The sequence below is a fragment of the Pseudomonas putida S13.1.2 genome (assembly GCF_000498395.2).
Lineage (GTDB): Bacteria > Pseudomonadota > Gammaproteobacteria > Pseudomonadales > Pseudomonadaceae > Aquipseudomonas > Aquipseudomonas putida_Q.
This window is the reverse complement of the sequence record NZ_CP010979.1, coordinates 4,140,216-4,160,434: the sequence shown is the minus strand read 5'-3', so window position 1 is coordinate 4,160,434 and position 20,219 is coordinate 4,140,216. Positions and strand designations below refer to the sequence as shown.

Below are 20,219 nucleotides of genomic sequence, written 5' to 3'. Positions count from 1 at the left end.
ATTTTTCAATCATTCCAAGGCAGGTCGTGTTGATGCTGCAGTACGGGCAAAAAAGCTTTCTGATCGTCGACGACTTTACCGACTTTCGCACGTCGACCCGTTCCATGCTGCGTGAGTTGGGCGTGCGCGACGTGGACACCGCCGACAGCGGCGAGCAGGCGCTGCGCATGTGTGCGCAAAAGCGCTATGACTTCATCCTGCAGGACTTCCACCTGGGCGACGGCAAGAAGAACGGCCAGCAGGTGCTTGAAGACCTGATCATCGACAAGCACATCAGCCATGAGTGCGTGTTCATCATGGTCACGGCCGAGAGCAGCCAGGCCATTGTCCTCAGTGCCATCGAGCACGAGCCCGATGCCTACCTGACCAAGCCGTTCAACCGCGTTGGCCTGGCCCAGCGCGTCGAGAAACTGTTCCAGCGCAAGACACTGCTCAAGCCGATCCTGCAGGCGCTGGACCGCAATCGCCCGGCCGAAGTGCTGGCTGCTTGTGCCGAGCTGTGCAAGAAGGACCCGCGCCTGGCACCGCTGTGCCTGCGTTATCGGGCCGATGCCCTGCGCAACCTCAACCGCTTCGAGGAACTGGAAAAGTTCCTCAAGGCCATCCTGGCCAGCCGCCCGCAGCCGTGGGTGTACGCCGCGTTGGGTGCCCTGATGCATAAACGTGGCCAGAATGCCCAGGCCCAAGGTGTGTACGAGCAGGCGCTCAAGGCGTTCCCGATCATGCCCGGCCTTTACGATGGCATGGCCGAAGTGCTGGTGGCCCAGGGCGATTCCAGGCGCGCGCAAAACCTGCTTGAAGAAGCCGTACGCCTATCGCCACTGTCGGTACGCCGGCAGTCGACGCTGGGCAAGCTGGCGCTGGAAAACGAAGACTTCGAGACCGCGTCGAAGGCGTTCCGCCATGCCGTGAACCAGGGCCAGAGCTCGCGCTACAAGGATGCTGAAAACAACCTTGGCCTGGTGCAGGCGCTGATGAGCAAGAACGCAGGCTTTGGCCTGGACGCCCGTACCCGTGTCGAGATCAACACCACGCTCAGCGAAGTGGCCAAGGAAAACCCCGAGGACCAGGGCTTGCAGGTGCGTGCGCGGATGATGAAGGCGGCCAGCCTGCAGCAGGCGGGCGACCCGGAAACGGCCGGCAAGCTGACCGAACAGGCGATCCAGCGCTTGGACAAGATGAACCAGTTCTTCTCGGTCGATTCGGCCCTGACCGTTGCCGCCCAGTTGCAGGCAATGGGGCAGGAAGCCGCCGCCCTCGGCGTGCTGAAGAGCTGTGTGGAAAGTTATGGCGACGACCCCAAGGTCATGGAAAAAGTCGGCAAGCTGACGGACGACCCCAGTGTGCTCAACGCCATTACCGAAGCGGTCACCCTCAATCGCCAGGGTGTGCGCAGTTACCAGGGAGGGCAGCTTGGCGAGGCGTTGCAACTGTTCCGCAAGGCGCTGGGTATGCAGCCGAAGAACATCAGCATCGCCCTTAACACCGCCCAGGCGCTGCTGCGCATTGGCGGTGAAAACCCTCAGCCCGCGATCATGCAGGAATGCCAGGACGCCTTGACCAGCGTGGCCGGTATCCCTGCCAGCGACAATCGCTATGACCGTTACCGCAAACTGCACATCCGAGTGTTCGGCGCATGAATCAAGACAATCAGGGGCTGGATTTTTCCACGGTGATCGCCTCCACCGTGCACGACCTCAAAAGCTCTTTGTCAGCGCTGATCCAGTCCCACAACCAGTGGGTGGAACGCTTGCCCGAAGAGCTGCGCGGTGGTGTCGAACAGGGAATCATGGAGCACGAGTTTCGCCACCTCAACGGCATGCTGGTGCAACTGCTTGGGCTGTACAAGCTGGGTATCAACCAGTTGCCGGTGTGCCCGGACTACCACGAGCTGGATGATTTCATCGAAGCCCAGTTGGCGGCGCACCAGGAAGTGCTCAAGCACAACGACATCCTCGCCACCTGGCGCATCGACACCGACAACCCGCTGGGCTTCTTCGACCGCGAACTGGTGGCTTCGGTGATTGCAAACGTCATCACCAACGCCACCCGCTTTGCCGGGCACGCCTTGCTGATCACCATCGAAGAAGCCGACAACCAACTGGCCATCTGTGTAAACGATGACGGCCCGGGTTATCCAAAACACATGCTCGAGCGCCAGGAGGAATACATCCAGGGCATTGACTCGACCAGCGGCAGCACTGGCCTGGGTCTGTACTTCGCGGCGCGGATCGCGGCGTTGCATGAAAGCGGCGGGGTGCGCGGGCGGATCGAGATCTCCAATGGCGGCGCGCTTGGGGGCGGGTTGTTCAGGTTGTTCCTGCCTTGATAGATGGATGAGTTTGCGCTTCGTGTTTTTGCAGTTGGAAGGTGGCTTCCCAAGGTGATGTAGGGGATTTCCTTCTTGAGGTTGCAGGGCTTTTGTCCGGTCCGGACAGATGACAATGTAGATACGACGTCTCTACATTTCGCTTGCAATCGCTTGGAGGGTTTCTACTATGTATCTACCTTGGGAGATACTCATGCAGATCAAGATTCAGCAGTGGGGCAACAGCGCCGCCATCCGCTTGCCGGCCGCAGTGCTCAAACAGATGCGCCTCGGTGTCGGCTCCACCCTGAGCCTGGACACAGCGGGAGAGACGATGGTGCTCAAGCCCGTCCGATCGAAACCCAAATACACCCTTGAGGAATTGATGGCCCAGTGCGACCTGAGCGCGCCGGAGCCAGAGGACATGGCCGACTGGAGCGCGATGCGCCCAGTAGGACGTGAAGTGTGAAGCGGGTGAAGTTCGCCAGGGGCGATATCGTTCGCGTCAACCTCGACCCCACAGTGGGACGAGAACAACAGGGTGAGGGGCGACCCGCACTGGTACTCACCCCGGCGGCGTTCAATGCGTCAGGCCTGGCAGTGATCGTCCCGATCACCCAAGGTGGTGATTTTGCAAGGCATGCGGGTTTCGCAGTGACGCTCAGCGGTGCGGGCACGCAGACTCAGGGGGTGATGCTCTGCAACCAGGTCCGCACAGTCGACCTTGAAGCACGCTTTGCCAAGCGCGTAGAGTCGGTGCCCGAAGTTGTCATCCTAGATGCACTGGCCCGTGTGCAAACCCTATTCGATTAACCGGTTCCCGTACCCACCATGCAGAATCCATCGTCAGCACTCATCCGCGAAACCTTCCCTGTTGGCCCCCTGCAGTGCAACTGCACGCTGATCGGCGACCCGCTGACCAAGAAAGCCATCGTCGTCGACCCGGGCGGTGACCCGGAGAAGATCCTGGCGCGCCTGCAGGCCCACGGCCTGACGCTGGTGAGCATCATCCATACCCACGCGCACTTCGATCATTTTCTTGCCTCGGGCAAGCTCAAGGAGCTGACCGGCGCCACGCTGCACCTGCACAAGGACGACCAGGTATTGTGGGACAACCTGGAGATGCAGTGCCAGATGTTCGGCGTTCCCTACACGCCGGTACCGGCACCCGATCGCTGGTTGGGCGATGACGAAGAACTGGCCTGTGGCTGTGGTGTGGCCTTGCATACGCCAGGCCACACCCCGGGCTCGATGAGCTTCTGGTTCGCCGAGGCCAAACTGCTGATCGCCGGCGACACCCTGTTCCGCCGTGGTATTGGCCGCACCGATTTGTGGGGGGGTGATCAGCGGGCTATCGTGCGCTCCATCAAGGAGCGGCTGTACCGGCTGGACGAAGAGGCTATCGTGGTGACCGGCCACGGGCCCGATACCCGCCTGGGCGACGAGATGCGTGAAAATCCCTTTGTCCGTGCCTGAAGGCACATGAAGGCTCTTTCATTGAATTTTTCATTGCCGATGCAATCCAAGGCTGGCATAGATCCCTTTTTGATCTGCCGCATTTATGAATTTCAGTAGGAGCTTGTCCATGTTCACCATGCGTCGCCTGATTATCGTCGCAACCGCCGCGGCCCTGATGACTGGCTGTGCCAGCCAGAACCCTTATGACAACCAGGGTCAGGCGCAGGGTTCCACTGGGATGAGCAAGACCGCCAAGTATGGCGGCCTGGGCGCGCTGGCTGGCGCCATCGCCGGTGCTGCCATCGACCACAACAACCGTGGCAAGGGTGCACTGATCGGCGCCGCTGCGGTGGGTGCGGCAGCAGCGGGTTATGGCTACTACGCCGACAAGCAAGAGGCCGAACTGCGCGCCCAGATGGCCAACACCGGCGTGGAAGTACAGCGTCAGGGCGACCAGATCAAACTGATCATGCCGGGCAACATCACCTTTGCCACCGACTCGGCCAACATCGCCCCAAGCTTCTACTCGCCGCTGAACAACCTCGCAGGCTCGTTCAAGCAGTTCAACCAGAACACCATCGAAGTGGTCGGCTTCACCGACAGCACCGGCAGCCGCCAGCACAACATGGACCTGTCCCAGCGCCGCGCGCAGGCGGTCAGCACCTACCTGACCTCTCAGGGTGTTGATGCTTCGCGTATCTCGGTGCGTGGCATGGGCCCGGATCAGCCGATCGCCAGCAACGCCGACGCCAATGGCCGGGCGCAGAACCGCCGGGTGGAAGTGAACCTGAAGCCGATTCCGGGCCAGCAGTATGACCAGCAGCAAGGCCAGGTTCAGCAGTATCCGTGATTGATGCCCGGGCCCGCTTTGCGGCCCATTGGCGGCACAAGGCCGCTCCCACAGGCATTACGCGATCCCTGTAGGAGCGGCCTTGTGCCGCGAATGGGCTGCAAAGCAGCCCCAGCTTTTAGCGCGCCACGCTGGCCTGAATCGCCGTCAGGGCAATGGTATGCACGATATCGTCAACCTGAGCCCCGCGCGGCAAGTCGTTCACCGGCTTGCGCAATCCCTGCAGCATCGGCCCCAGGCTGACCCCGTCGGCACTGCGTTGCACCGCTTTATGCGTGGTATTGCCGGTATTGAGGTCAGGGAACACGAACACCGTGGCACGCCCGGCCACCGGGCTATCCGGCGCCAGTTCCCGTGCAATCGCCGGGTTGGCCGCCGCGTCATACTGCAGCGGCCCATCAATCAGCAGCTGCTGCGCTGCACCCTGTGCCAGGCGTGTCGCCTCGCGCACTTTCCCGACCTCTTCATCACTGGCCGAATCGCTTGAATAACTGATCATCGCCACCCGCGGCGCGATGCCGAAGGCCTGCGCCGATTCAGCACTCTGCCGGGCGATCTCCGCCAGTTCGGCAGCGCTCGGGTGTGGGTTCATCACGCAGTCGCCGTACACCAGCACCTGCTCGGGGAACAGCATGAAGAACACTGACGACACCAGGCTGGAGCCCGGCGCGGTCTTGATCAACTGCAGGGCCGGGCGGATGGTGTTGGCGGTAGAGTGCACCAGGCCCGATACCAGGCCGTCCACTTCGTCCAGGGCCAGCATCATGGTGCCGATCACCACCGGGTCTTCCAGTTGCTGCTCGGCCATCGGTGCGTTGAGGTTCTTGCTCTTGCGCAGTGCGACCATCGGCTCCACGTAGCGCCCGCGAATCAGCTCGGGGTCGAGGATTTCCAGGCCAGGCGGCAGGCTAATGCCTTGGGCGCGGGCCACGGCCTCGACATCTTCGGGCTTGGCCAGCAGCACGCAGCGGGCGATGCCGCGCGCCTGGCAGATGGCTGCAGCCTGCACCAGCAGCGGCTCGGCACCTTCTGGCAGGACGATGCGCTTGTTGGCCTGCTGCGCCCGCTGGATCAGCTGGTAGCGGAACACCGCTGGTGACAGGCGCATTTCGCGCGGGGTGCCGCAACGTTGGTGCAGCCAGGCTGCATCGAGGTGGCTGGCGACGAAATCGGTGATGAACTCGGCGCGCTCGCGGTCGTCGACCGGGATTTCGCGGTTCAGCGAATTGAGCTGGTTGGCCGTGTCGTACGAGCCGGTGCTGACCGACAGGATCGGCAGGCCGGCCTGCAGCGCGCCGCGGCACAGGCCGAGAATGCGCGCGTCGGGCTTGCTGTCGCTGGTCAACAGCAGCCCGGCCAGCGGTACGCCATTGATGGCGGCCAGGCTGACGGCGAGGATGATGTCGTCGCGATCGCCCGGGGTGACCACCAGGGTACCCGACGTCAGCAGCGGCACCGTGTTGGCCACGGTGCGTGCACAGATGATGATCTTGCTCATGCGCCGCTGTTCGTAGTCGCCGGCGTTGAGCACCTGAGCGCCGAGCAGCTCGGCCACGTCGCGGGTGCGCGGGGCGTTCAGCTCAGGCTGGTAGGGGATGCAGCCGAGCAGACGGAAGTCGTTGCCGCGTAGCAGGGGCGAGTGCTCGCGCAGGCGGGTGGCGAAATCCGCCATGCTTTCGTCAGTGCGCACCTTGTTGAGGATTACCCCGAGTACCTTCGGATCGCGTGGGCCGCCGAACAGCTGGGCCTGCAGTTCAACCCGGCCGGACAATTCGCTGAGCACTTCGTTTTCCGGGGCCGATACCAGGATCACCTCGGCATCCAGGCTCTTGGCCAGGTGCAGGTTGACCCGCGCCGCGTAGCTGGCGTGGCGCGTGGGCACCATGCCCTCGACCACCACCACGTCATTGCCGACGCAGGCTTGCTGGTAGAGGCGGATGATTTCTTCGAGCAATTCGTCCAGCTGGCCGTCGCCGAGCATGCGCTCGACCTGGGCCAGGCTCAGTGGCACGGGAGGCTTGATGCCGTGGGTGCGCGCCACCAGTTCTGTCGAGCGTTCAGGGCCGGTGTCACCCGGGTGGGGCTGGGCGATCGGCTTGAAAAAACCGACCTTCAGGCCGGCGCGCTCCAGGGTGCGCACCAGGCCGAGGCTGATAGAGGTCAGGCCGACACCGAAGTCGGTCGGCGCAATGAAAAATGTCTGCATGCGTGCTTCTCGAAATAAGCGGTGCAAGAAATTAACGGCCAAGGGTAGCGCTATCGGCCCCTTGCGCGCACCAGCCGCAAGTAAAAGGCTGGCCGATGCGCTGCGCGCGTTGTGCCGGGTCGAGCACCCAGGGGCGTGCCTGCCACGGCGGTTGGTGGCGCAGGTGCTGGGTATGGCCGCAAGACAGCTCGGCCACCCAGTGGCCTTCTTCGTCCTGATAGAAGCCGGTGATCCGACTGATGGGCCGCTGCTCGTCCGCAGTGCGTTCGCAATCGGACGATGGCTTGGTTACACTTGTCCGCTCTACATACTTTTGCAAAAGGTCTTGCCCCATGCTGATCGCCGCCAACAAGGCTGTCTCCATCGACTATACCCTGACCAACGACGCCGGGGAGACCATCGACAGCTCCGCCGGTGGCGCGCCGCTGGTCTACCTGCACGGTGCCGGCAACATCATCCCGGGCCTGGAAAAAGCCCTGGAAGGCAAACAGGCCGGTGACGAGCTGAACGTTACCATCGAGCCGGAAGACGCCTACGGCGAATACCTGGCCGAGCTGGTCAGCACCCTGAACCGCAGCCTGTTCGAAGGCGTTGACGAGCTGGAAGTGGGCATGCAGTTCCACGCTTCGGCGCCGGACGGCCAGATGCAGATCGTCACCATCCGCGACCTCGACGGCGACGATGTCACCGTTGACGGCAACCACCCGCTGGCCGGTCAGCGCCTGACCTTCCAGGTCAAGGTAGTCGACGTGCGTGACGCCAGCGAAGAAGAAATCGCTCACCGTCACATCCACGGTGAAGGTGGCCATCACCACTGATTTTCTGCGCTAAGCTCAGAAAGTCGCCAGGCGCTCGGGCAAGCCGATTTGCCTTCCTTCGGGAGGTGGACGGTTTGGACGGGCGCCTTTTTAGTGGGCGGAATTCGCCTGCGCGGCAACCGGGAACCTGAGAGGGGATTTCATGATGAGTGCATTTCACGACCTGAAACTGGACGCGCTGAACGGTGGGGAGCTGTCCCTCGCACCGTTCAAGGGCCAAGTGGTGCTGGTGGTCAACGTTGCCTCCAAATGTGGTCTCACGCCGCAATACAAGGCCCTGGAAAACCTCTACCAGGTTTACAAGGCCAAGGGCTTCAACGTGCTTGGCCTGCCATGCAACCAGTTTGCCGGGCAGGAGCCGGGCAGCGAAAAGGAAATCCAGGAATTCTGCAGTCTCAACTACGGGGTGAGCTTCCCGCTGGGGGGCAAGCTGGAGGTCAACGGGCCGCAACGCCATTCGTTGTACCGCCTGCTGGCGGGCGAGGGGGCCGAGTTCCCTGGCGACATCACCTGGAACTTCGAGAAGTTTCTGGTGGGCAAGGACGGGCGGGTGCTGGCGCGTTTTTCGCCGCGCACGGCGCCGGATGACCCGGCGGTGGTGCAGGCAATCGAGAAAGCGCTGGCCTGAAGCGTTTAATACGGTCCCTCTGTAGGAGCGGCCTTGTGTCGCGATCGGGCCGCATAGCGGCCCCCGGATATCAGCGTTGCTGCAAGTATCGAGGGGCTGCTTTGCAGCCCTTTCGCGACACAAGGCCGCTCCTACACAGATCGCGTAGCACCCAGCCGCGAAGCGGGTGAGGCCGCAGCCTGGTTCCGGGCCGTATCGAGGTACCCCTCAAATTCCTCGACAATCGCCGGCCAGCCCTGGCGGCTGGCATGCTGCCGCGCATTCAGGCGCACACGGCGCAAGGTTTCCTCTTCCTCCAGCAGCCAGCAAGCCGCATCGACAAATGCCGGCTGATCCCCCGGCATGGCCAGCGCCCCACTGTGACCATGGCGTATGTGCTGCGCTGCGGCTGCCTCGTCATAAGCAACCACCGCCAACCCCGAAGCCATGGCTTCGAGTACTACGTTGCCAAAGGTTTCGGTCAGGCTCGGGAACAGGAACAGGTCACCGCTGGCGTAGTGCTCGGCCAGCACCTCACCGCGCTGGGCGCCGCAGAACATGGCACCTGGCATCTGCTGCTGGAGGGCGGCACGCTGTGGGCCGTCACCCACCAGGATCAGGCGCAGACGTTTCTGTGGATAAGTCTTCTGCAATGCCTCCAGGCATGGGCGCAATAGCCCGAGGTTTTTTTCCACCGCCAGCCGCCCGACATGCAACACGGCGATATCCTCCGGGCCCAGCCCCCAGCTTTCGCGCAACGCCAGGCTGCGCCGGGCCGGGTTGAACAGGCAGGCATCGACACCGCGGGCCAGCAGTTCCAGGCGCTCGAAACCACGGCGTTCAAGCTCCAGGCGCTGGCTGAGGCTGGGCACCAGGGTAATCGCCGTGCGCCGATGGAACCAGCGCAGGTAGTGGGTGAGCAGGCGCGCCAGCAACCCCAGGCCATACTGGCCGGAGTACTGCGGGAAGTTGGTGTGGAAGCCGCTGACCACCGCGATGCCCAGGCGCCTGGCCGCGCGCAGGGCGCTGAGCCCCAGCGGCCCCTCGGTGGCGATGTACAGCACGTCCGGGCGCTGGCGCCGCCAGCGGCGCAACAACGTGTGCATGGACACCTCGCCCCACTGCAATCCCGGGTAGCCCGGTAGCGCCCAGCCACGGCACAGCATCAGGTGCGGGTCGTTGTGCACAGGCGCTTCGCCGGCCTGGCGCGGGCGTACCACCTCGACCTCATGGCCGCGCTGGCGCAGCCCTTCGCCAAGGCGGCCAAGTGTGTTGGCCACGCCGTTGATTTCGGGTGGGAAGGTTTCGCTGACCAGGGTAATGCGTAGGGCGGCTGTATTCATGACAAAAAGTTTCCGCCTGCCGGGTTGCGCCGATGTGACCGTAATGTGACGTACAGATGACGCCTGACCGCTGACGCTTTTGCCTGCATGAATATTTCGTTGCACGGTGCTCAAGAAGGTGTAACCGGCAGCCGATGAAGATGCATTCGAAAAGGCGATGCGCTCCAGGAGTGCGGTGATGTTCAACAGCAAGCTCAAGCAAGAAATCCGGCAGCTGCGCGAAGACCTGATGTCCGTGGAACAGGTCAAGAGTAGTCTCGACAGCGAGATGCTGGTACTTCAGCTCGATCCACAGGGACGTATCGAGATGGTCAACGGTAATTTCGAGAGCGAAATGCTCTACCGTTGCGAACAATTGCTTGGACGCAACATCGAGGACATTGTCCCTTCCCACGTGAAGTCACTCGACTTCTACCAGCGCATGAAAAGCGCGATCAGCCGTGGCGAGCACCTGAACGGCGCCTTCCGCCTGCTGCGTGGCAACGGCCAGGAAGCCTGGCTGCGCTCGATCCTGCAGCCGGTCAAGAACAGCGAGGGGCGCATCAAGTACTTCACGCTGCACTCCAGCGACCTGACCCGCACCATCGAGACGTCTCGCGAGCACGAAAGCCTGATCAAGGCGCTGATGCGCTCTACTGCAGTGATCGAGTTCGACCTCGACGGCACCATCCTCACTGCCAACGAGCGTTTCCTGGCCACAGTCGGTTATCGCCTGGAGCAGATTCGCGGCAAGCACCACCGTATGTTCTGCGAGCCGGAGGAGGTTAACTCGGCCGGCTATCAGGCGTTCTGGGACAAGCTGCGCCGGGGTGAATACGTTGCCGAACGTTTCAAGCGTATCGATGCCCATGGCCGGGTAATCTGGCTGGAGGCTTCGTACAACCCGATCTTCGATGCCCACGATGTGCTGTACAAGGTGGTCAAGTTCGCCACTGTGATCACCGACCAGGTCAACCAGGAGCAGGCCGTGGCCCAGGCGGCAGATGTCGCCTATAGCACCTCGCTGGGTACCGATGTCAGCGCGCGCAAGGCCACCGAGGTGGTCACCCAGACCGTCAGTGTGATGCGCGGCCTTGAGGCCTCGATGCAAGAGGCGGCGGAGGGCATCCAGGCGCTGGACACCCAGTCACGGGTGATCGGGTCGATCATCAAGACCATCAGCGACATTGCCGGGCAGACCAACCTGCTGGCCCTTAACGCGGCCATTGAAGCGGCCCGCGCGGGCGAGCAAGGGCGGGGCTTTGCCGTGGTTGCCGACGAAGTGCGCCAGCTGGCTTCGCGCACCAGCACCGCCACCGAGGAAATCGCCCGGGTGGTACAGCAGAACGAACAGCTGGCTCAGGCGGCAGTGGCGATCATCGACACCAGCAAACGCCAGGCCGAGCAGGGGCTGGCGTTGGCTGACGAGACGGGCAACGTGATTGTCGAGATCCAGGACGGGGCGAAGCGGGTGGTGGATGTGGTGGGGCAGTTCTCCAGCCGGTTGGGGCAGTAGAGCCCCGAGCAGATTTGCCTTTTGATGGACCCAATGTCTTTCACCATCACTCAGGCTGCTCCTACAGGGGGCGCGTACACCTCGGCAGTCAGTTGCGCTCCCGCACCCAGAACAACGTAGCCCCGGCCACCGCCGCTGGCATCATCAGCACGTTCACCCCTGGAATCATCAACGCCAGGTAGGTGATGCCGCCAAAGCCCAGCGACTGCCAGCGCTTGCTGCGCAGCCAGGCGAGCATGTCCTGCCAGCTCATCTTGTTGTTGTCTGCCGGGTAGTCGATGTACTGGATGGCCATCATCCATACCCCGAACATCAGCCACAGTGGCGCGGCGACGACGTTGACCACCGGGATCAGCGACAGGATGAACAGGCCGATGGCCCGTGGCAGGAAGTAGCCCAACTTGCGCATTTCGCGGCTGAAGGTGCGTGGCACCATGGCCACCAGCTCGCCCCAGCTGAACGCCGGGAAGGTGTCTTCGCCACGTACCACGACCTCGACCTTTTCCGCCAGGAAGCCATTGAACGGCGCGGCAATGATGTTGGCCACCAGGGTGAAGGTGAAGAACACCATCAGCACCAGCAGGGCAACGAACAGCGGCCAGAGTATGTAGCTGAGAAAGCTCAGCCAGTCTGGCAGCGTCGGCATCAGGGCATCGAGCCACAGGCCGAACTGGTGGCCGGCGAAGTAGACCATGCCACCGAACAGCAACAGGTTGACCGCCAGCGGCAGCAGCACGAACAGCCGCAGGTTGGGGCTCAGCACCAGTTTCAGGCCTTCGCGCAGGTATTGGGGGCCGGAGAGGACAGGGGCTTGCATCGGGAGACTCCGCAGAGAAGGAAAACGCGCTGACCTTACCGAGTTTGCCGCGCCGACGAAAGGTGGCTGGCAAGCGGGACACGGGCTGTAACAAAAGTGCCGGGGCTGAGCTATGGATGAAATCACTGAATAGACGGTGCCTATGAGGTGGATTGTCTAAGGATATTTCCTTAATCTTTGCGACCTCGCTACAGTGCGCTCAACTTTCCGCTTTTCGGGCCTGCGCGTTGTAGCCTTCCCCAAGTGCTGCGTGGGTCCGTTTTAATTTTCCAGCTGGCGCAGCCGGTACACCGATGCCGGCCCGAGCGGCCGGCTCGACAGGAGTTCGACATGTCTGAAGTACGTCATTCGCGCGTCATCATTCTCGGTTCCGGCCCTGCCGGTTACAGCGCTGCGGTCTACGCTGCCCGCGCCAACCTCAAGCCGCTGCTGATCACCGGCATGCAGGCGGGCGGCCAGCTGACCACCACTACCGAGGTCGACAACTGGCCGGGCGACCCCCACGGCCTGACCGGCCCGGCCTTGATGCAGCGCATGCAGGAACACGCCGAGCGTTTCGAAACCGAAATCGTCTTCGACCATATCAATGCTGTCGACCTGGCCAACAAGCCGTTCACCCTGCAGGGTGACAGCGGCAAATACACCTGCGATGCACTGATCATCGCCACCGGTGCCAGCGCCCGCTACCTGGGCCTGCCGTCGGAAGAAACCTTCATGGGCAAGGGCGTTTCGGCCTGCGCCACCTGCGACGGTTTCTTCTACCGCAACAAGCCGGTCGCTGTGGTTGGCGGCGGCAACACTGCCGTGGAAGAAGCGCTTTACCTGGCCAACATCGCCAGCAAGGTTACCTTGGTGCACCGTCGCGAGACCTTCCGCGCCGAGAAGATCCTGGTCGACAAGCTCAACGCCCGAGTGGCCGAAGGCAAGATCGAGCTCAAGCTCAACGCCACCCTGGACGAAGTGTTGGGTGACAACATGGGCGTGACCGGTGCGCGCCTGAAGAACAACGACGGCAGCAGCGACGAAATCAAGGTCGACGGCGTATTCATCGCCATTGGCCACACCCCGAACACTTCGCTGTTCGAAGGCCAGCTGACCCTCAAGGACGGCTACCTGGTGGTTAACGGCGGCCGTGAAGGCAACGCTACCGCCACCAACGTTGAAGGTGTGTTCGCTGCAGGTGACGTGGCTGACCACGTTTACCGTCAGGCCATTACCTCGGCCGGCGCTGGCTGCATGGCGGCCCTGGACGTAGAGCGTTACCTGGACGGCCTGGCCAACGCCTCGTTCTGATCCGGCAACACCGGGGCCGCTTTGCGGCCCATCGCCGGCAAGCCAGCTCCCACAGGTAATGCTAAAGGCCTGAAGGTAGTGCGTTACCTGTGGGAGCTGGCTTGCCGGCGACAGGGCCCTCGGCAACGACAAAAAAACCGGCTCATTGGCCGGTTTTTTATTGCCTGCGCTCAGCTCACAGGCTCAAGCGCATCGACAGGTCCACGGCTTTCACATCCTTGGTCATGGCACCAATCGAGATGTAGTCCACCCCGGTCTCGGCAATTACCCGCAAGGTCGTCTCGTTCACCCCGCCGCTGGCCTCAAGCTTGGCTTTGCCAGCGGTAATGCGCACCGCTTCGCGCATTTCGTCCAGGTTCAGCTCGTCGAGCATGATGATATCCGCGCCCGCTGCCAGCGCCTCGCGCAGTTCATCCAGGCTTTCCACTTCGATCTCTACCGGCTTGCCCGGCGCAATACGGTGCGCCGCCGTTACCGCCTCGGCAACACCACCGCTGGCGGCGATGTGGTTTTCCTTGATCAGGAAGGCGTCGTACAGGCCGATGCGGTGGTTGTCGCAGCCGCCGCAGGTTACCGCGTACTTCTGTGCCAGGCGCAGGCCGGGCAGGGTTTTGCGGGTGTCCAGCAGGCGCACCTGGGTGTCTTCCACCAGGTCGGCGAGCAAGCGCGCACGGGTGGCAACCCCCGACAGCATCTGCAGGAAGTTCAGCGCACTGCGTTCACCACTGAGCAGCGAACGGGCCGGGCCTTCCAGGTGAAACAGCGGCTGGTTGGCCGTCGCGCGATCACCGTCGGCCACCTGCCAGTGCACGGCCACACGCGGGTCGAGCTGGCGAAACACGGCGTCGACCCAGGCAGTGCCGGCAATCACGCAGTCTTCGCGGGTGATGATGGTTGCCTTGGCCAGGCGCTCGGCCGGGATCAGCTGCGCGGTGATATCGCCACTGCCAATGTCCTCCAGCAATGCGCGGCGCACGTTGGCTTCGATTTCAGCGGTCAGGTCGGCAAGGCGTAGGTTCGGCATGGTTGGCTCCACAAGCTAGATGCCGGCGATTATAGGGCAGGGGACCGATGTGTACAGCCGCCCCGGCAATGACCTTTGGTCGGTCTTGGTGAGCAGTGACTGCAAACGTGGGTCATTAACCCTTCCATGAATAGGCGCTGGCAGCTGTGCGATTTTTTACCGATAATGGCGACCAGTATTTGGCGTCATAGCTTTGACGATTTCAGCCCCTTCGGGCATGACACCTGCAAGGAGTCCAGGATGCAGAAAGAAGGCAAGGTGGTGCCCCTGGCGGCAGCCATCGACCGAGGGGGGCGTACGCCTCTGCCTTGCCTTCCTGTATTGCTCCTGCAAGTGCGCGACAAGGCGGCGTTGCAATTGCGTCAAGGCTTGCAAGCGTTGTTCGACAATGCCGACGACACCTTGTTCGAGATGGCCGACAAGGCCGTTGATCGTTGCGACCAGAACCTGTACTTCGAGGCGATGCGCGATCTGCGCCTGAAGCGCAAAAGTATTGAACGCGGCTTCCTTGATACTTTCTACGAGACCTACGCCGGCATCGGCCAGGTCGACCTGCTGGCGCATCTGGCCGCACCGGACCCCCTGCGCAGCAAGGTGCAGCTAGAGCGGGCTGCGGCCATCGAAGGCATGGTTGCGCGGGTGCTGTCGCGCGATGGCATCGCCCTGCAGCAACTGGGCCTGCGTTTGCAGGCCTTGCTCGATCGCCCCGTGCATGAGCAACGCAACCCGCTGGGCCCTGCCGCGTTGTGCGGCTACTTCCTGGAGGCTGGCCGTAACCTTGGGGTTGGCCTGAGGGTCAAACTGGTCCTGCTGAAGCTGTTCGAGCGTTTCGTCTTGCGCGACGTCGACGTTATCTATGCCGAAGCCAACCAGTTGCTGGCCGTAGCCGGTGTGCTGCCCGAGTTGCAACCGGCCCCGCGCCGCCGCGCCGAGGACCGGCGCATGAGGGCAGGACGAGGGCCGGCGAGCCAAGGCCAGGAAGTGGGTGCGGACGCGGCAGGGCAGGCGTTCTTTGCCTCGTTGCAAACCTTGCTGGCCCCAGCGCGTGGGCAGTTCGCCCCGCGATTGCAGGCGGTGGCTGCCGCCCAGTCGATCAGCACCGCAGACCTGGTCCGCCTGCTTTCGCATTTGCAGCACTACGTGCCTGCAACCGGCGAGAGTGAGGATTTCGAGCTTGGCCAACAGCTCGAACAACTGCTGCTGAGGGTCAGCGTGCGCAGCGGCACGCGCCGGCGCATCGCCGTGGCCGACGAGGACATGATCAACCTGGTCGGCCTGCTGTTCGCCTGTATTCAAGGCGACGACAACCTGCCGGCCAGCCTGCGTGCGCTGATCGCGCGCCTGCATATCCCGCTGCTCAAGGTCGCCCTGCTGGACAAGGGGCTGTTCAGCCGGGCCAGTCACCCTGCACGCCGGCTGCTCAACGAAATTGCTGGCGCAGCCATTGGCTGGGCGTGCGGCGGCGAAGGCCTGCGCGACAGCCTGCACTTGCGGGTAGAGCGCATAGTCCAGCGCTTGATCAATGATTTTGTCGAAGATGTTGGTATTTTTGCCGAACTTCTGGATGATTTCCTTGCGTTCAACCAGGAGGAGCGGCGGCGCAACGAGTTGCTTGAGCAACGCACCCGCGACGCCGAAGAAGGGCGCGCCCGTGCCTTGCAGGCCCGTCAGCAGGTGCAGCGGGTGCTCAACCAGCGCCTGCGCGGCCGTGTCTTGCCCCTGGTGGTCGTGCAAATGCTGGTGCAGGCCTGGAGCCAGGTGCTGCTGCTGGCCTGGCTCAAGCAGGGTGAGGCCTCGCAGGCTTGGCAAGATGCCCTGTGCACCCTGGACACGCTATTGGTCAGCATCACCCCTGGGCATGAGCCGCAAACCCTGTTGCAGCAGGTACCTGGCCTGCTCAAGGCGCTGCGTGACGGGTTGGCCAGCGTGGCCTTGAACTCGGCGGCAACCCGTGAGTTCTTCCTGCAACTGGAGCAATTGCACCTGCGTGCCTGCACAGGTGCCGGGCTACCGGTTGGCCTTGACCAACCCTTGGCCGAAGTGCTGGTGGATGAAGAGATCGTGCTGGCGATTGCCGAAGAACCCTCCTGTGCGCCGCTGCACGTCGCCGAGGGCCAGGCCGCAGCATTGCGGCAGGTGCAGCGCTTACGCATCGGTACCTGGGTTGAAGTACTTGATGACGACGAACCGCTGCGCTGCAAACTGGTGGCGCAAATCGACAGCGGCGACAGGCTGGTGTTTGCCAACCGCACCGGCATGAAGGTGCGAGAGTGGAACGGTGCCGGCCTGGCGCAGGCGCTGTACCGAGGGGACGTGCGGGTGCTGGATGACGGGTTGTTGTTCGAGCGGGCGCTGGAGGCGGTGCTCGACAGGCTGCGGCAGCCGCACGTGCGGTAGGCGGCAACATTACAATCATTCACATGCAAACGGTGTTGACGGCAGGGCATACTGTGGCTCTGTTCAAGGCGCTTTCAGGATTTGCCCCATGCAATTGGACCGTGCCACTGGCTGGTTCCACGGAATCGGAATCACCCACTGCCCCTCGCCGAACTTCAATGCCCGCCCCGAAGGCGAATCAGTTTCCCTGCTGGTGATACACAACATCAGCCTGCCGCCGGCCTGTTTTGGTACCGGCAAGGTGCAGCAGTTCTTCCAGAACCGGCTGGACCCCAACGAACACCCTTATTTCGCCAGCATCGGCCACCTGACCGTGTCGGCGCACCTGTTCGTCGAGCGTGACGGCGCGGTGACCCAGTTCGTTTCGTTGCTCGATCGCGCCTGGCACGCGGGTGTGTCGTGCTTCGACGGGCGCGAAGGCTGCAACGATTTTTCCATCGGCATCGAGCTGGAGGGGACTGACGAGCTGCCCTATACCGATGCTCAATATGGCGTGCTGGAGGAGCTTACCCGGCACATTCGTAGCGCCTGGCCGGCCATCGACCTGGGCCGCATTCAGGGCCACAGCGACATTGCCCCGCAACGCAAGACCGACCCCGGCCCGTCCTTCGATTGGCCGCGCTACCGCGAAGCGTTGTTGCACAACGAGGACAAGGCATGAGTTTTCTGGTGTTGTTGCTGGCGCTGTGGGTCGAGAAATTTTCGGCCCTGCGCCATCAAGTGCAGCGTGATGGGTTCTTCCTGGGCGAGCTGGTTCGCCTGGAACGCGGTGGCAAGGTGCACCCTTGGTGGACGCTGACCATCGTGGTGTTGGCACCGGTAGCGCTGCTGGTGTTGCTGCTGCATGTGCTGGAACCGGTGGCCTATGGGCTGTTGGCCTTGCCGGTGCATCTGCTGGTATTGGTCTACAGCCTGGGCCGTGGCGATGCCAAGGCGTCGCTGGGCCCGTTCCGTGATGCCTGGCGGCGCGGTGATGATCAAGCGGCGCTGCATGTTGCAGAGCGCGACCTGGGCGTGGTGGCGGATGAGCCGCATAGCCTGTTGGTCCGTGTGCAGGGCAACCTGTTGTGGCAGGTGTACCAAGGCTTTTTTGCGGTGATTTTCTGGTATTTCGTGCTGGGGCCTGGTGCGGCGCTGGCTTATCGCCTGTTGGCGCTGTGCGGCGAGCACAGCCAGCAGCCGGAGCTGAAGGCGCGTGCCGAACAACTGCGGCACATCATGGACTGGCTACCGGTTCGCATGCTGGCGTTGAGCTTTGCGCTGGTGGGCAACTTCCTCGCAGTGACCCGGGTGATGCTGCACGAGGTGCTCAACTGGCACATCAGTGCTGCGCACCTGGTGGCGCGGGTGGGGCGCATTGCCGATGACATTCCCGATGAAGAAGACAGCCAGCGTGGTTTGGGGCGGCTGGACAGCCTGTGGGAGCTGCTGCTGCGCTGTGCGGTGCTGTGGTATGCCGGGTTCGCGCTGTGGACCGTGCTGGTCTGATCTGAAGCTTGTGGGAGCGGCCTTGCGTCGCGAAAGGGCCGCAGAGCGGCCCCAGCAATTTAAGCGGCGAAGCTGAGGTTTCGGGGCTGCTGTGCAGCCCTTTCGCGACGCAAGGCCGCTCCCACAAGAAACGCGTTCACCTGAGTTTCACCAGCCAAACAACTCGCAAGCATTGCGGCTACTGGCCTGCGCCAGCGCCTCTACATCCACGCCCATCACCTGGGCCAGCGCCCCGGCAATGTCCGGCAGATGCTCCGGGCTGTTCCGTTCCCCCGGGTACATCACCGGCGCCATATCCGGCGAATCGGTCTCCAGCACCACGCTCTCCAGTGGCAGCCGCGCCAGGGTCTTGCGCAGCCGCAGCGCCTGCGGCCAGGTGCCGGCACCGCCAAGCCCAAGGCGAAAGCCAAGCTTGATGTATTCACGTGCCTCTTCGTAACTGCCGGCAAACGCATGAATCACGCCCGCCCGCGCCGGCTTGTAGCGCTTGAGCGTGGCGATCACCTGGGCATGGCTGCGGCGCACGTGCAAAAGCGCAGGCAGGCCGAAGTCGCAGGCCATTTGCAGTTGCGCTTCGAACAGCGCCTGTTGATGCGTCTTGTCCAGGTCTTCGAGGTAGTAGTCCAGGCCAAACTCACCCACGGCGCACAGCCGTGGGTCGCCGTGCAGGCGCGCCAGCCATTCGCGCAATTGCGTCAAATGCTCTGGGCGATGCTGGTCGAGGTACACCGGGTGCAGGCCAAATGCTGCAAACAGGCGCTGATCGGCGCAGGCCAGGTCCCACACCCGTTGGAAATTCGCCTGGTAAACCCCCAGTACCACCATCCGTTCCACTCCGCGTGCCGCTGCGTTGGCCAGCACACGCGGGCGGTCGGCGTCGAACTCAGGGAAGTCCAGATGGGTGTGGGTGTCGATCAGGCGCATGTTCAGGCCGCCGTAATGCGCTGTTTGAAGGTGCGGCCGACGGCATGCACGCCCGGTTCGTAGCGTTTCTCCTCGATCGCGGCCAGCGCCAGTTCCAGCGCGGTGGCGGCAATCAGGCCATGCTGCTGGGCCATGGCATTGACCGGCAGTGGCAGGAAGTCGAGCAACTGGTTGTCACCAAAGGTGCCCAGCTGCAACTGGCGCGAGTCGGCAGGGCGCGCCTGCAGGGTGTCGAACACCCCTTGCAGCAACACGTACGAGGTGGTCACCAGGGCATCCGGCAGACCGCCCAGGTCATTGATAAGCTGTTGCATAAGGCGCTGGCCGCACCCACGGCTGAACGCTTCGCCCTGGTAGCGACGGACTTCACCGGCATAGCCTTGCAGGGCTTCGTCGAACCCGCCGGCACGCGCCTGGCTCACCGACAGCTCGGGGCGTGCGCCAATCAGGGCAATGCTGCGTGGTGCTGCGTTGAGCAGGCTGGCGGCCAGTTGGCGGCTGGCATCGCGATCATCGCTGATCACCGAGCAGAAGTGCTCAGGGTCCAGGCGGCGGTCAATGGCTATCACCGGCAGGCCTTTGTCCTGCAATTCACGGTAGCTGTCGTCTTCTGGCGGCAGGCAGCTGGCGACGAACAGGGCATCACAACGGCGCGCGCGGAACAGTTGCTGCAACTGGCGCTCGCTGTCGGGCTGGTCATCGCTGCTGGCGATCAGCAACTGGTAGCCACGGGCGCGGGCGCCTTGCTCCAGCTGCTTGGCGATGCGGGCGTAGCTGGGGTTCTCCAGATCCGGGAGAATGAAGCCCAGGGTGCGGGTGTGTCGGCTGCGCAGGCCAGCGGCCTGCGGGTTGGGTGTGAAGCCGTGGGCTTCGACCACCGCGCGCACCCGTTCGACAGTGCTGTTGCTGATGCGCTGCTGTTCAGCCTTGCCGTTGATGACGTAGCTGGCCGTGGTCACGGACACACCGGCCAGACGGGCGATATCGCTGAGTTTCACCGAATTTTCCTTGTTATTTCCGGGGCTGGCTGTGAGGCCGGACCGGGTATTTTGACCCGGCGCTGGCGCCATGCGCAGACGACCATTGTCGCAATTGTCCGACAGGATGGGGCTTTTTACCGGGCAGATTATCGAGTAACGTGGCCGTCTGGTCAGATTAAACGTTTCAGCTGCCGAATTTTCTGCCTCGGCT

At 63.0% G+C, this 20,219-nt stretch carries 20 protein-coding genes and 1 pseudogene; 14 read left to right on the top strand and 7 right to left on the bottom strand.

Annotated elements, in window-relative coordinates; translation table 11 throughout:
* Positions 1-32: 32 nt before the first annotated feature.
* The 6 genes from N805_RS18340 (at position 33) to N805_RS18315 (ending at position 4,616) form a co-directional block, all read left to right on the top strand.
* Positions 33-1,640: a tetratricopeptide repeat-containing response regulator gene (locus tag N805_RS18340; protein ID WP_019472464.1), complete on the top strand. Its 1,608-nt coding sequence runs from the start codon at positions 33-35 to the stop codon at positions 1,638-1,640.
* Complete coding sequence (locus N805_RS18335; RefSeq protein WP_019472463.1) at positions 1,637-2,329, top strand: sensor histidine kinase; 693 nt, start codon at positions 1,637-1,639, stop codon at positions 2,327-2,329. Before N805_RS18340 ends, N805_RS18335 begins: the two co-directional genes overlap by 4 nt.
* Before the next feature lie 169 nt (positions 2,330-2,498).
* Positions 2,499-2,777, top strand: a complete 279-nt coding sequence (locus N805_RS18330; RefSeq protein ID WP_019472462.1) for an AbrB/MazE/SpoVT family DNA-binding domain-containing protein — start codon at positions 2,499-2,501, stop codon at positions 2,775-2,777.
* Positions 2,774-3,121 carry a type II toxin-antitoxin system ChpB family toxin gene (locus tag N805_RS18325; protein ID WP_019472461.1) on the top strand — a complete coding sequence of 116 codons (348 nt, stop codon included), beginning with the start codon at positions 2,774-2,776 and terminating at the stop codon, positions 3,119-3,121. Before N805_RS18330 ends, N805_RS18325 begins: the two co-directional genes overlap by 4 nt.
* A gap of 18 nt (positions 3,122-3,139) precedes the next feature.
* A complete protein-coding gene (locus tag N805_RS18320) occupies positions 3,140-3,784 on the top strand; it encodes an MBL fold metallo-hydrolase (protein ID WP_019472460.1) in 645 nt (214 codons plus the stop codon).
* A 109-nt stretch (positions 3,785-3,893) separates the two neighbouring features.
* A complete protein-coding gene (locus N805_RS18315; protein ID WP_012270522.1) occupies positions 3,894-4,616 on the top strand; it encodes an OmpA family protein in 723 nt (240 codons plus the stop codon).
* Positions 4,617-4,734: 118 nt separating this feature from the next.
* On the opposite strand, the gene pta is transcribed toward N805_RS18315, so the two are convergent.
* Both pta and N805_RS18305 read right to left on the bottom strand, forming a co-directional pair.
* Positions 4,735-6,822 (bottom strand): phosphate acetyltransferase, encoded by a 2,088-nt coding sequence (pta, locus tag N805_RS18310; protein ID WP_019472459.1) that lies wholly within the window; start codon positions 6,820-6,822, stop codon positions 4,735-4,737.
* A 31-nt stretch (positions 6,823-6,853) separates the two neighbouring features.
* Positions 6,854-7,156 (bottom strand): DUF3565 domain-containing protein, encoded by a 303-nt coding sequence (locus tag N805_RS18305; RefSeq protein ID WP_026034579.1) that lies wholly within the window; start codon positions 7,154-7,156, stop codon positions 6,854-6,856.
* Between N805_RS18305 and N805_RS18300 the strand changes: the two genes are divergently transcribed.
* Positions 7,155-7,640 carry an FKBP-type peptidyl-prolyl cis-trans isomerase gene (locus tag N805_RS18300; RefSeq protein ID WP_016484906.1) on the top strand — a complete coding sequence of 162 codons (486 nt, stop codon included), beginning with the start codon at positions 7,155-7,157 and terminating at the stop codon, positions 7,638-7,640. The genes N805_RS18305 and N805_RS18300 overlap by 2 nt on opposite strands.
* Before the next feature lie 145 nt (positions 7,641-7,785).
* Complete coding sequence (locus tag N805_RS18295) at positions 7,786-8,268, top strand: glutathione peroxidase (protein WP_026034578.1); 483 nt, start codon at positions 7,786-7,788, stop codon at positions 8,266-8,268.
* Between the two features lie 131 nt (positions 8,269-8,399).
* Here the strand turns inward: N805_RS18295 and N805_RS18290 are convergent, their stop codons facing one another.
* Positions 8,400-9,590 carry a glycosyltransferase family 4 protein gene (locus N805_RS18290; protein WP_019472456.1) on the bottom strand — a complete coding sequence of 397 codons (1,191 nt, stop codon included), beginning with the start codon at positions 9,588-9,590 and terminating at the stop codon, positions 8,400-8,402.
* Positions 9,591-9,747: 157 nt separating this feature from the next.
* Between N805_RS18290 and N805_RS31315 the strand changes: the two are divergent.
* Both N805_RS31315 and N805_RS31310 read left to right on the top strand, forming a co-directional pair.
* Positions 9,748-10,497 (top strand): annotated as a pseudogene (locus N805_RS31315) (PAS domain-containing protein); the annotation flags it as partial.
* A 156-nt stretch (positions 10,498-10,653) separates the two neighbouring features.
* A complete protein-coding gene (locus N805_RS31310) occupies positions 10,654-11,085 on the top strand; it encodes a methyl-accepting chemotaxis protein (protein WP_371113233.1) in 432 nt (143 codons plus the stop codon).
* 88 nt (positions 11,086-11,173) lie between these two features.
* On the opposite strand, the gene cysZ is transcribed toward N805_RS31310, so the two are convergent.
* Positions 11,174-11,902: a sulfate transporter CysZ gene (gene cysZ, locus N805_RS18280; protein ID WP_019472454.1), complete on the bottom strand. Its 729-nt coding sequence runs from the start codon at positions 11,900-11,902 to the stop codon at positions 11,174-11,176.
* Positions 11,903-12,232: 330 nt separating this feature from the next.
* On the opposite strand from cysZ, the gene trxB reads away from it, so the two are divergent.
* Positions 12,233-13,195 carry a thioredoxin-disulfide reductase gene (trxB, locus tag N805_RS18275; RefSeq protein ID WP_003247318.1) on the top strand — a complete coding sequence of 321 codons (963 nt, stop codon included), beginning with the start codon at positions 12,233-12,235 and terminating at the stop codon, positions 13,193-13,195.
* Between the two features lie 175 nt (positions 13,196-13,370).
* On the opposite strand, the gene nadC is transcribed toward trxB, so the two are convergent.
* On the bottom strand, positions 13,371-14,219 hold the full coding sequence (gene nadC, locus N805_RS18270; protein ID WP_019472453.1) for a carboxylating nicotinate-nucleotide diphosphorylase: 849 nt from the start codon (positions 14,217-14,219) through the stop codon (positions 13,371-13,373).
* Between the two features lie 240 nt (positions 14,220-14,459).
* On the opposite strand from nadC, the gene N805_RS18265 reads away from it, so the two are divergent.
* The 3 genes from N805_RS18265 to ampE all read left to right on the top strand — a co-directional run bounded on the left by N805_RS18265 (position 14,460) and on the right by ampE (position 18,104).
* Complete coding sequence (locus N805_RS18265; protein ID WP_019472452.1) at positions 14,460-16,616, top strand: DUF1631 domain-containing protein; 2,157 nt, start codon at positions 14,460-14,462, stop codon at positions 16,614-16,616.
* A gap of 88 nt (positions 16,617-16,704) precedes the next feature.
* Positions 16,705-17,277 (top strand): 1,6-anhydro-N-acetylmuramyl-L-alanine amidase AmpD, encoded by a 573-nt coding sequence (ampD, locus tag N805_RS18260; protein ID WP_019472451.1) that lies wholly within the window; start codon positions 16,705-16,707, stop codon positions 17,275-17,277.
* Positions 17,274-18,104 carry a regulatory signaling modulator protein AmpE gene (gene ampE, locus N805_RS18255; RefSeq protein ID WP_019472450.1) on the top strand — a complete coding sequence of 277 codons (831 nt, stop codon included), beginning with the start codon at positions 17,274-17,276 and terminating at the stop codon, positions 18,102-18,104. The genes ampD and ampE overlap by 4 nt, the downstream gene beginning before the upstream one ends.
* 147 nt (positions 18,105-18,251) lie before the next feature.
* Here the strand turns inward: ampE and N805_RS18250 are convergent, their stop codons facing one another.
* The gene (locus N805_RS18250; protein WP_019470391.1) at positions 18,252-19,028 is read right to left on the bottom strand and encodes a TatD family hydrolase; all 777 of its coding nucleotides are present in this window, start codon (positions 19,026-19,028) and stop codon (positions 18,252-18,254) included.
* A 2-nt stretch (positions 19,029-19,030) separates the two neighbouring features.
* Complete coding sequence (gene cra, locus N805_RS18245; RefSeq protein WP_019470390.1) at positions 19,031-20,026, bottom strand: catabolite repressor/activator; 996 nt, start codon at positions 20,024-20,026, stop codon at positions 19,031-19,033.
* Positions 20,027-20,219: the final 193 nt, after the last annotated feature.

What these genes read in the sequence shown, in the direction of transcription:
- N805_RS18320 (WP_019472460.1), top strand. Translation starts at nt 3,140, where the DNA reads ATGCAGAATCCATCGTCAGCACTCATCCGCGAAACCTTCCCTGTTGGC.
- trxB (WP_003247318.1), top strand. Translation starts at nt 12,233, where the DNA reads ATGTCTGAAGTACGTCATTCGCGCGTCATCATTCTCGGTTCCGGCCCT.
- N805_RS18290 (WP_019472456.1), bottom strand. Translation starts at nt 9,590, where the DNA reads ATGAATACAGCCGCCCTACGCATTACCCTGGTCAGCGAAACCTTCCCA.
- N805_RS18305 (WP_026034579.1), bottom strand. Translation starts at nt 7,156, where the DNA reads ATGGGGCAAGACCTTTTGCAAAAGTATGTAGAGCGGACAAGTGTAACC.
- nadC (WP_019472453.1), bottom strand. Translation starts at nt 14,219, where the DNA reads ATGCCGAACCTACGCCTTGCCGACCTGACCGCTGAAATCGAAGCCAAC.
- N805_RS18340 (WP_019472464.1), top strand. Translation starts at nt 33, where the DNA reads ATGCTGCAGTACGGGCAAAAAAGCTTTCTGATCGTCGACGACTTTACC.
- N805_RS18295 (WP_026034578.1), top strand. Translation starts at nt 7,786, where the DNA reads ATGAGTGCATTTCACGACCTGAAACTGGACGCGCTGAACGGTGGGGAG.
- N805_RS18335 (WP_019472463.1), top strand. Translation starts at nt 1,637, where the DNA reads ATGAATCAAGACAATCAGGGGCTGGATTTTTCCACGGTGATCGCCTCC.
- ampD (WP_019472451.1), top strand. Translation starts at nt 16,705, where the DNA reads ATGCAATTGGACCGTGCCACTGGCTGGTTCCACGGAATCGGAATCACC.
- pta (WP_019472459.1), bottom strand. Translation starts at nt 6,822, where the DNA reads ATGCAGACATTTTTCATTGCGCCGACCGACTTCGGTGTCGGCCTGACC.
- ampE (WP_019472450.1), top strand. Translation starts at nt 17,274, where the DNA reads ATGAGTTTTCTGGTGTTGTTGCTGGCGCTGTGGGTCGAGAAATTTTCG.
- N805_RS18330 (WP_019472462.1), top strand. Translation starts at nt 2,499, where the DNA reads ATGTATCTACCTTGGGAGATACTCATGCAGATCAAGATTCAGCAGTGG.
- N805_RS18265 (WP_019472452.1), top strand. Translation starts at nt 14,460, where the DNA reads ATGCAGAAAGAAGGCAAGGTGGTGCCCCTGGCGGCAGCCATCGACCGA.
- N805_RS18315 (WP_012270522.1), top strand. Translation starts at nt 3,894, where the DNA reads ATGTTCACCATGCGTCGCCTGATTATCGTCGCAACCGCCGCGGCCCTG.
- cysZ (WP_019472454.1), bottom strand. Translation starts at nt 11,902, where the DNA reads ATGCAAGCCCCTGTCCTCTCCGGCCCCCAATACCTGCGCGAAGGCCTG.
- N805_RS18300 (WP_016484906.1), top strand. Translation starts at nt 7,155, where the DNA reads ATGCTGATCGCCGCCAACAAGGCTGTCTCCATCGACTATACCCTGACC.
- N805_RS31310 (WP_371113233.1), top strand. Translation starts at nt 10,654, where the DNA reads ATGCGCGGCCTTGAGGCCTCGATGCAAGAGGCGGCGGAGGGCATCCAG.
- N805_RS18250 (WP_019470391.1), bottom strand. Translation starts at nt 19,028, where the DNA reads ATGCGCCTGATCGACACCCACACCCATCTGGACTTCCCTGAGTTCGAC.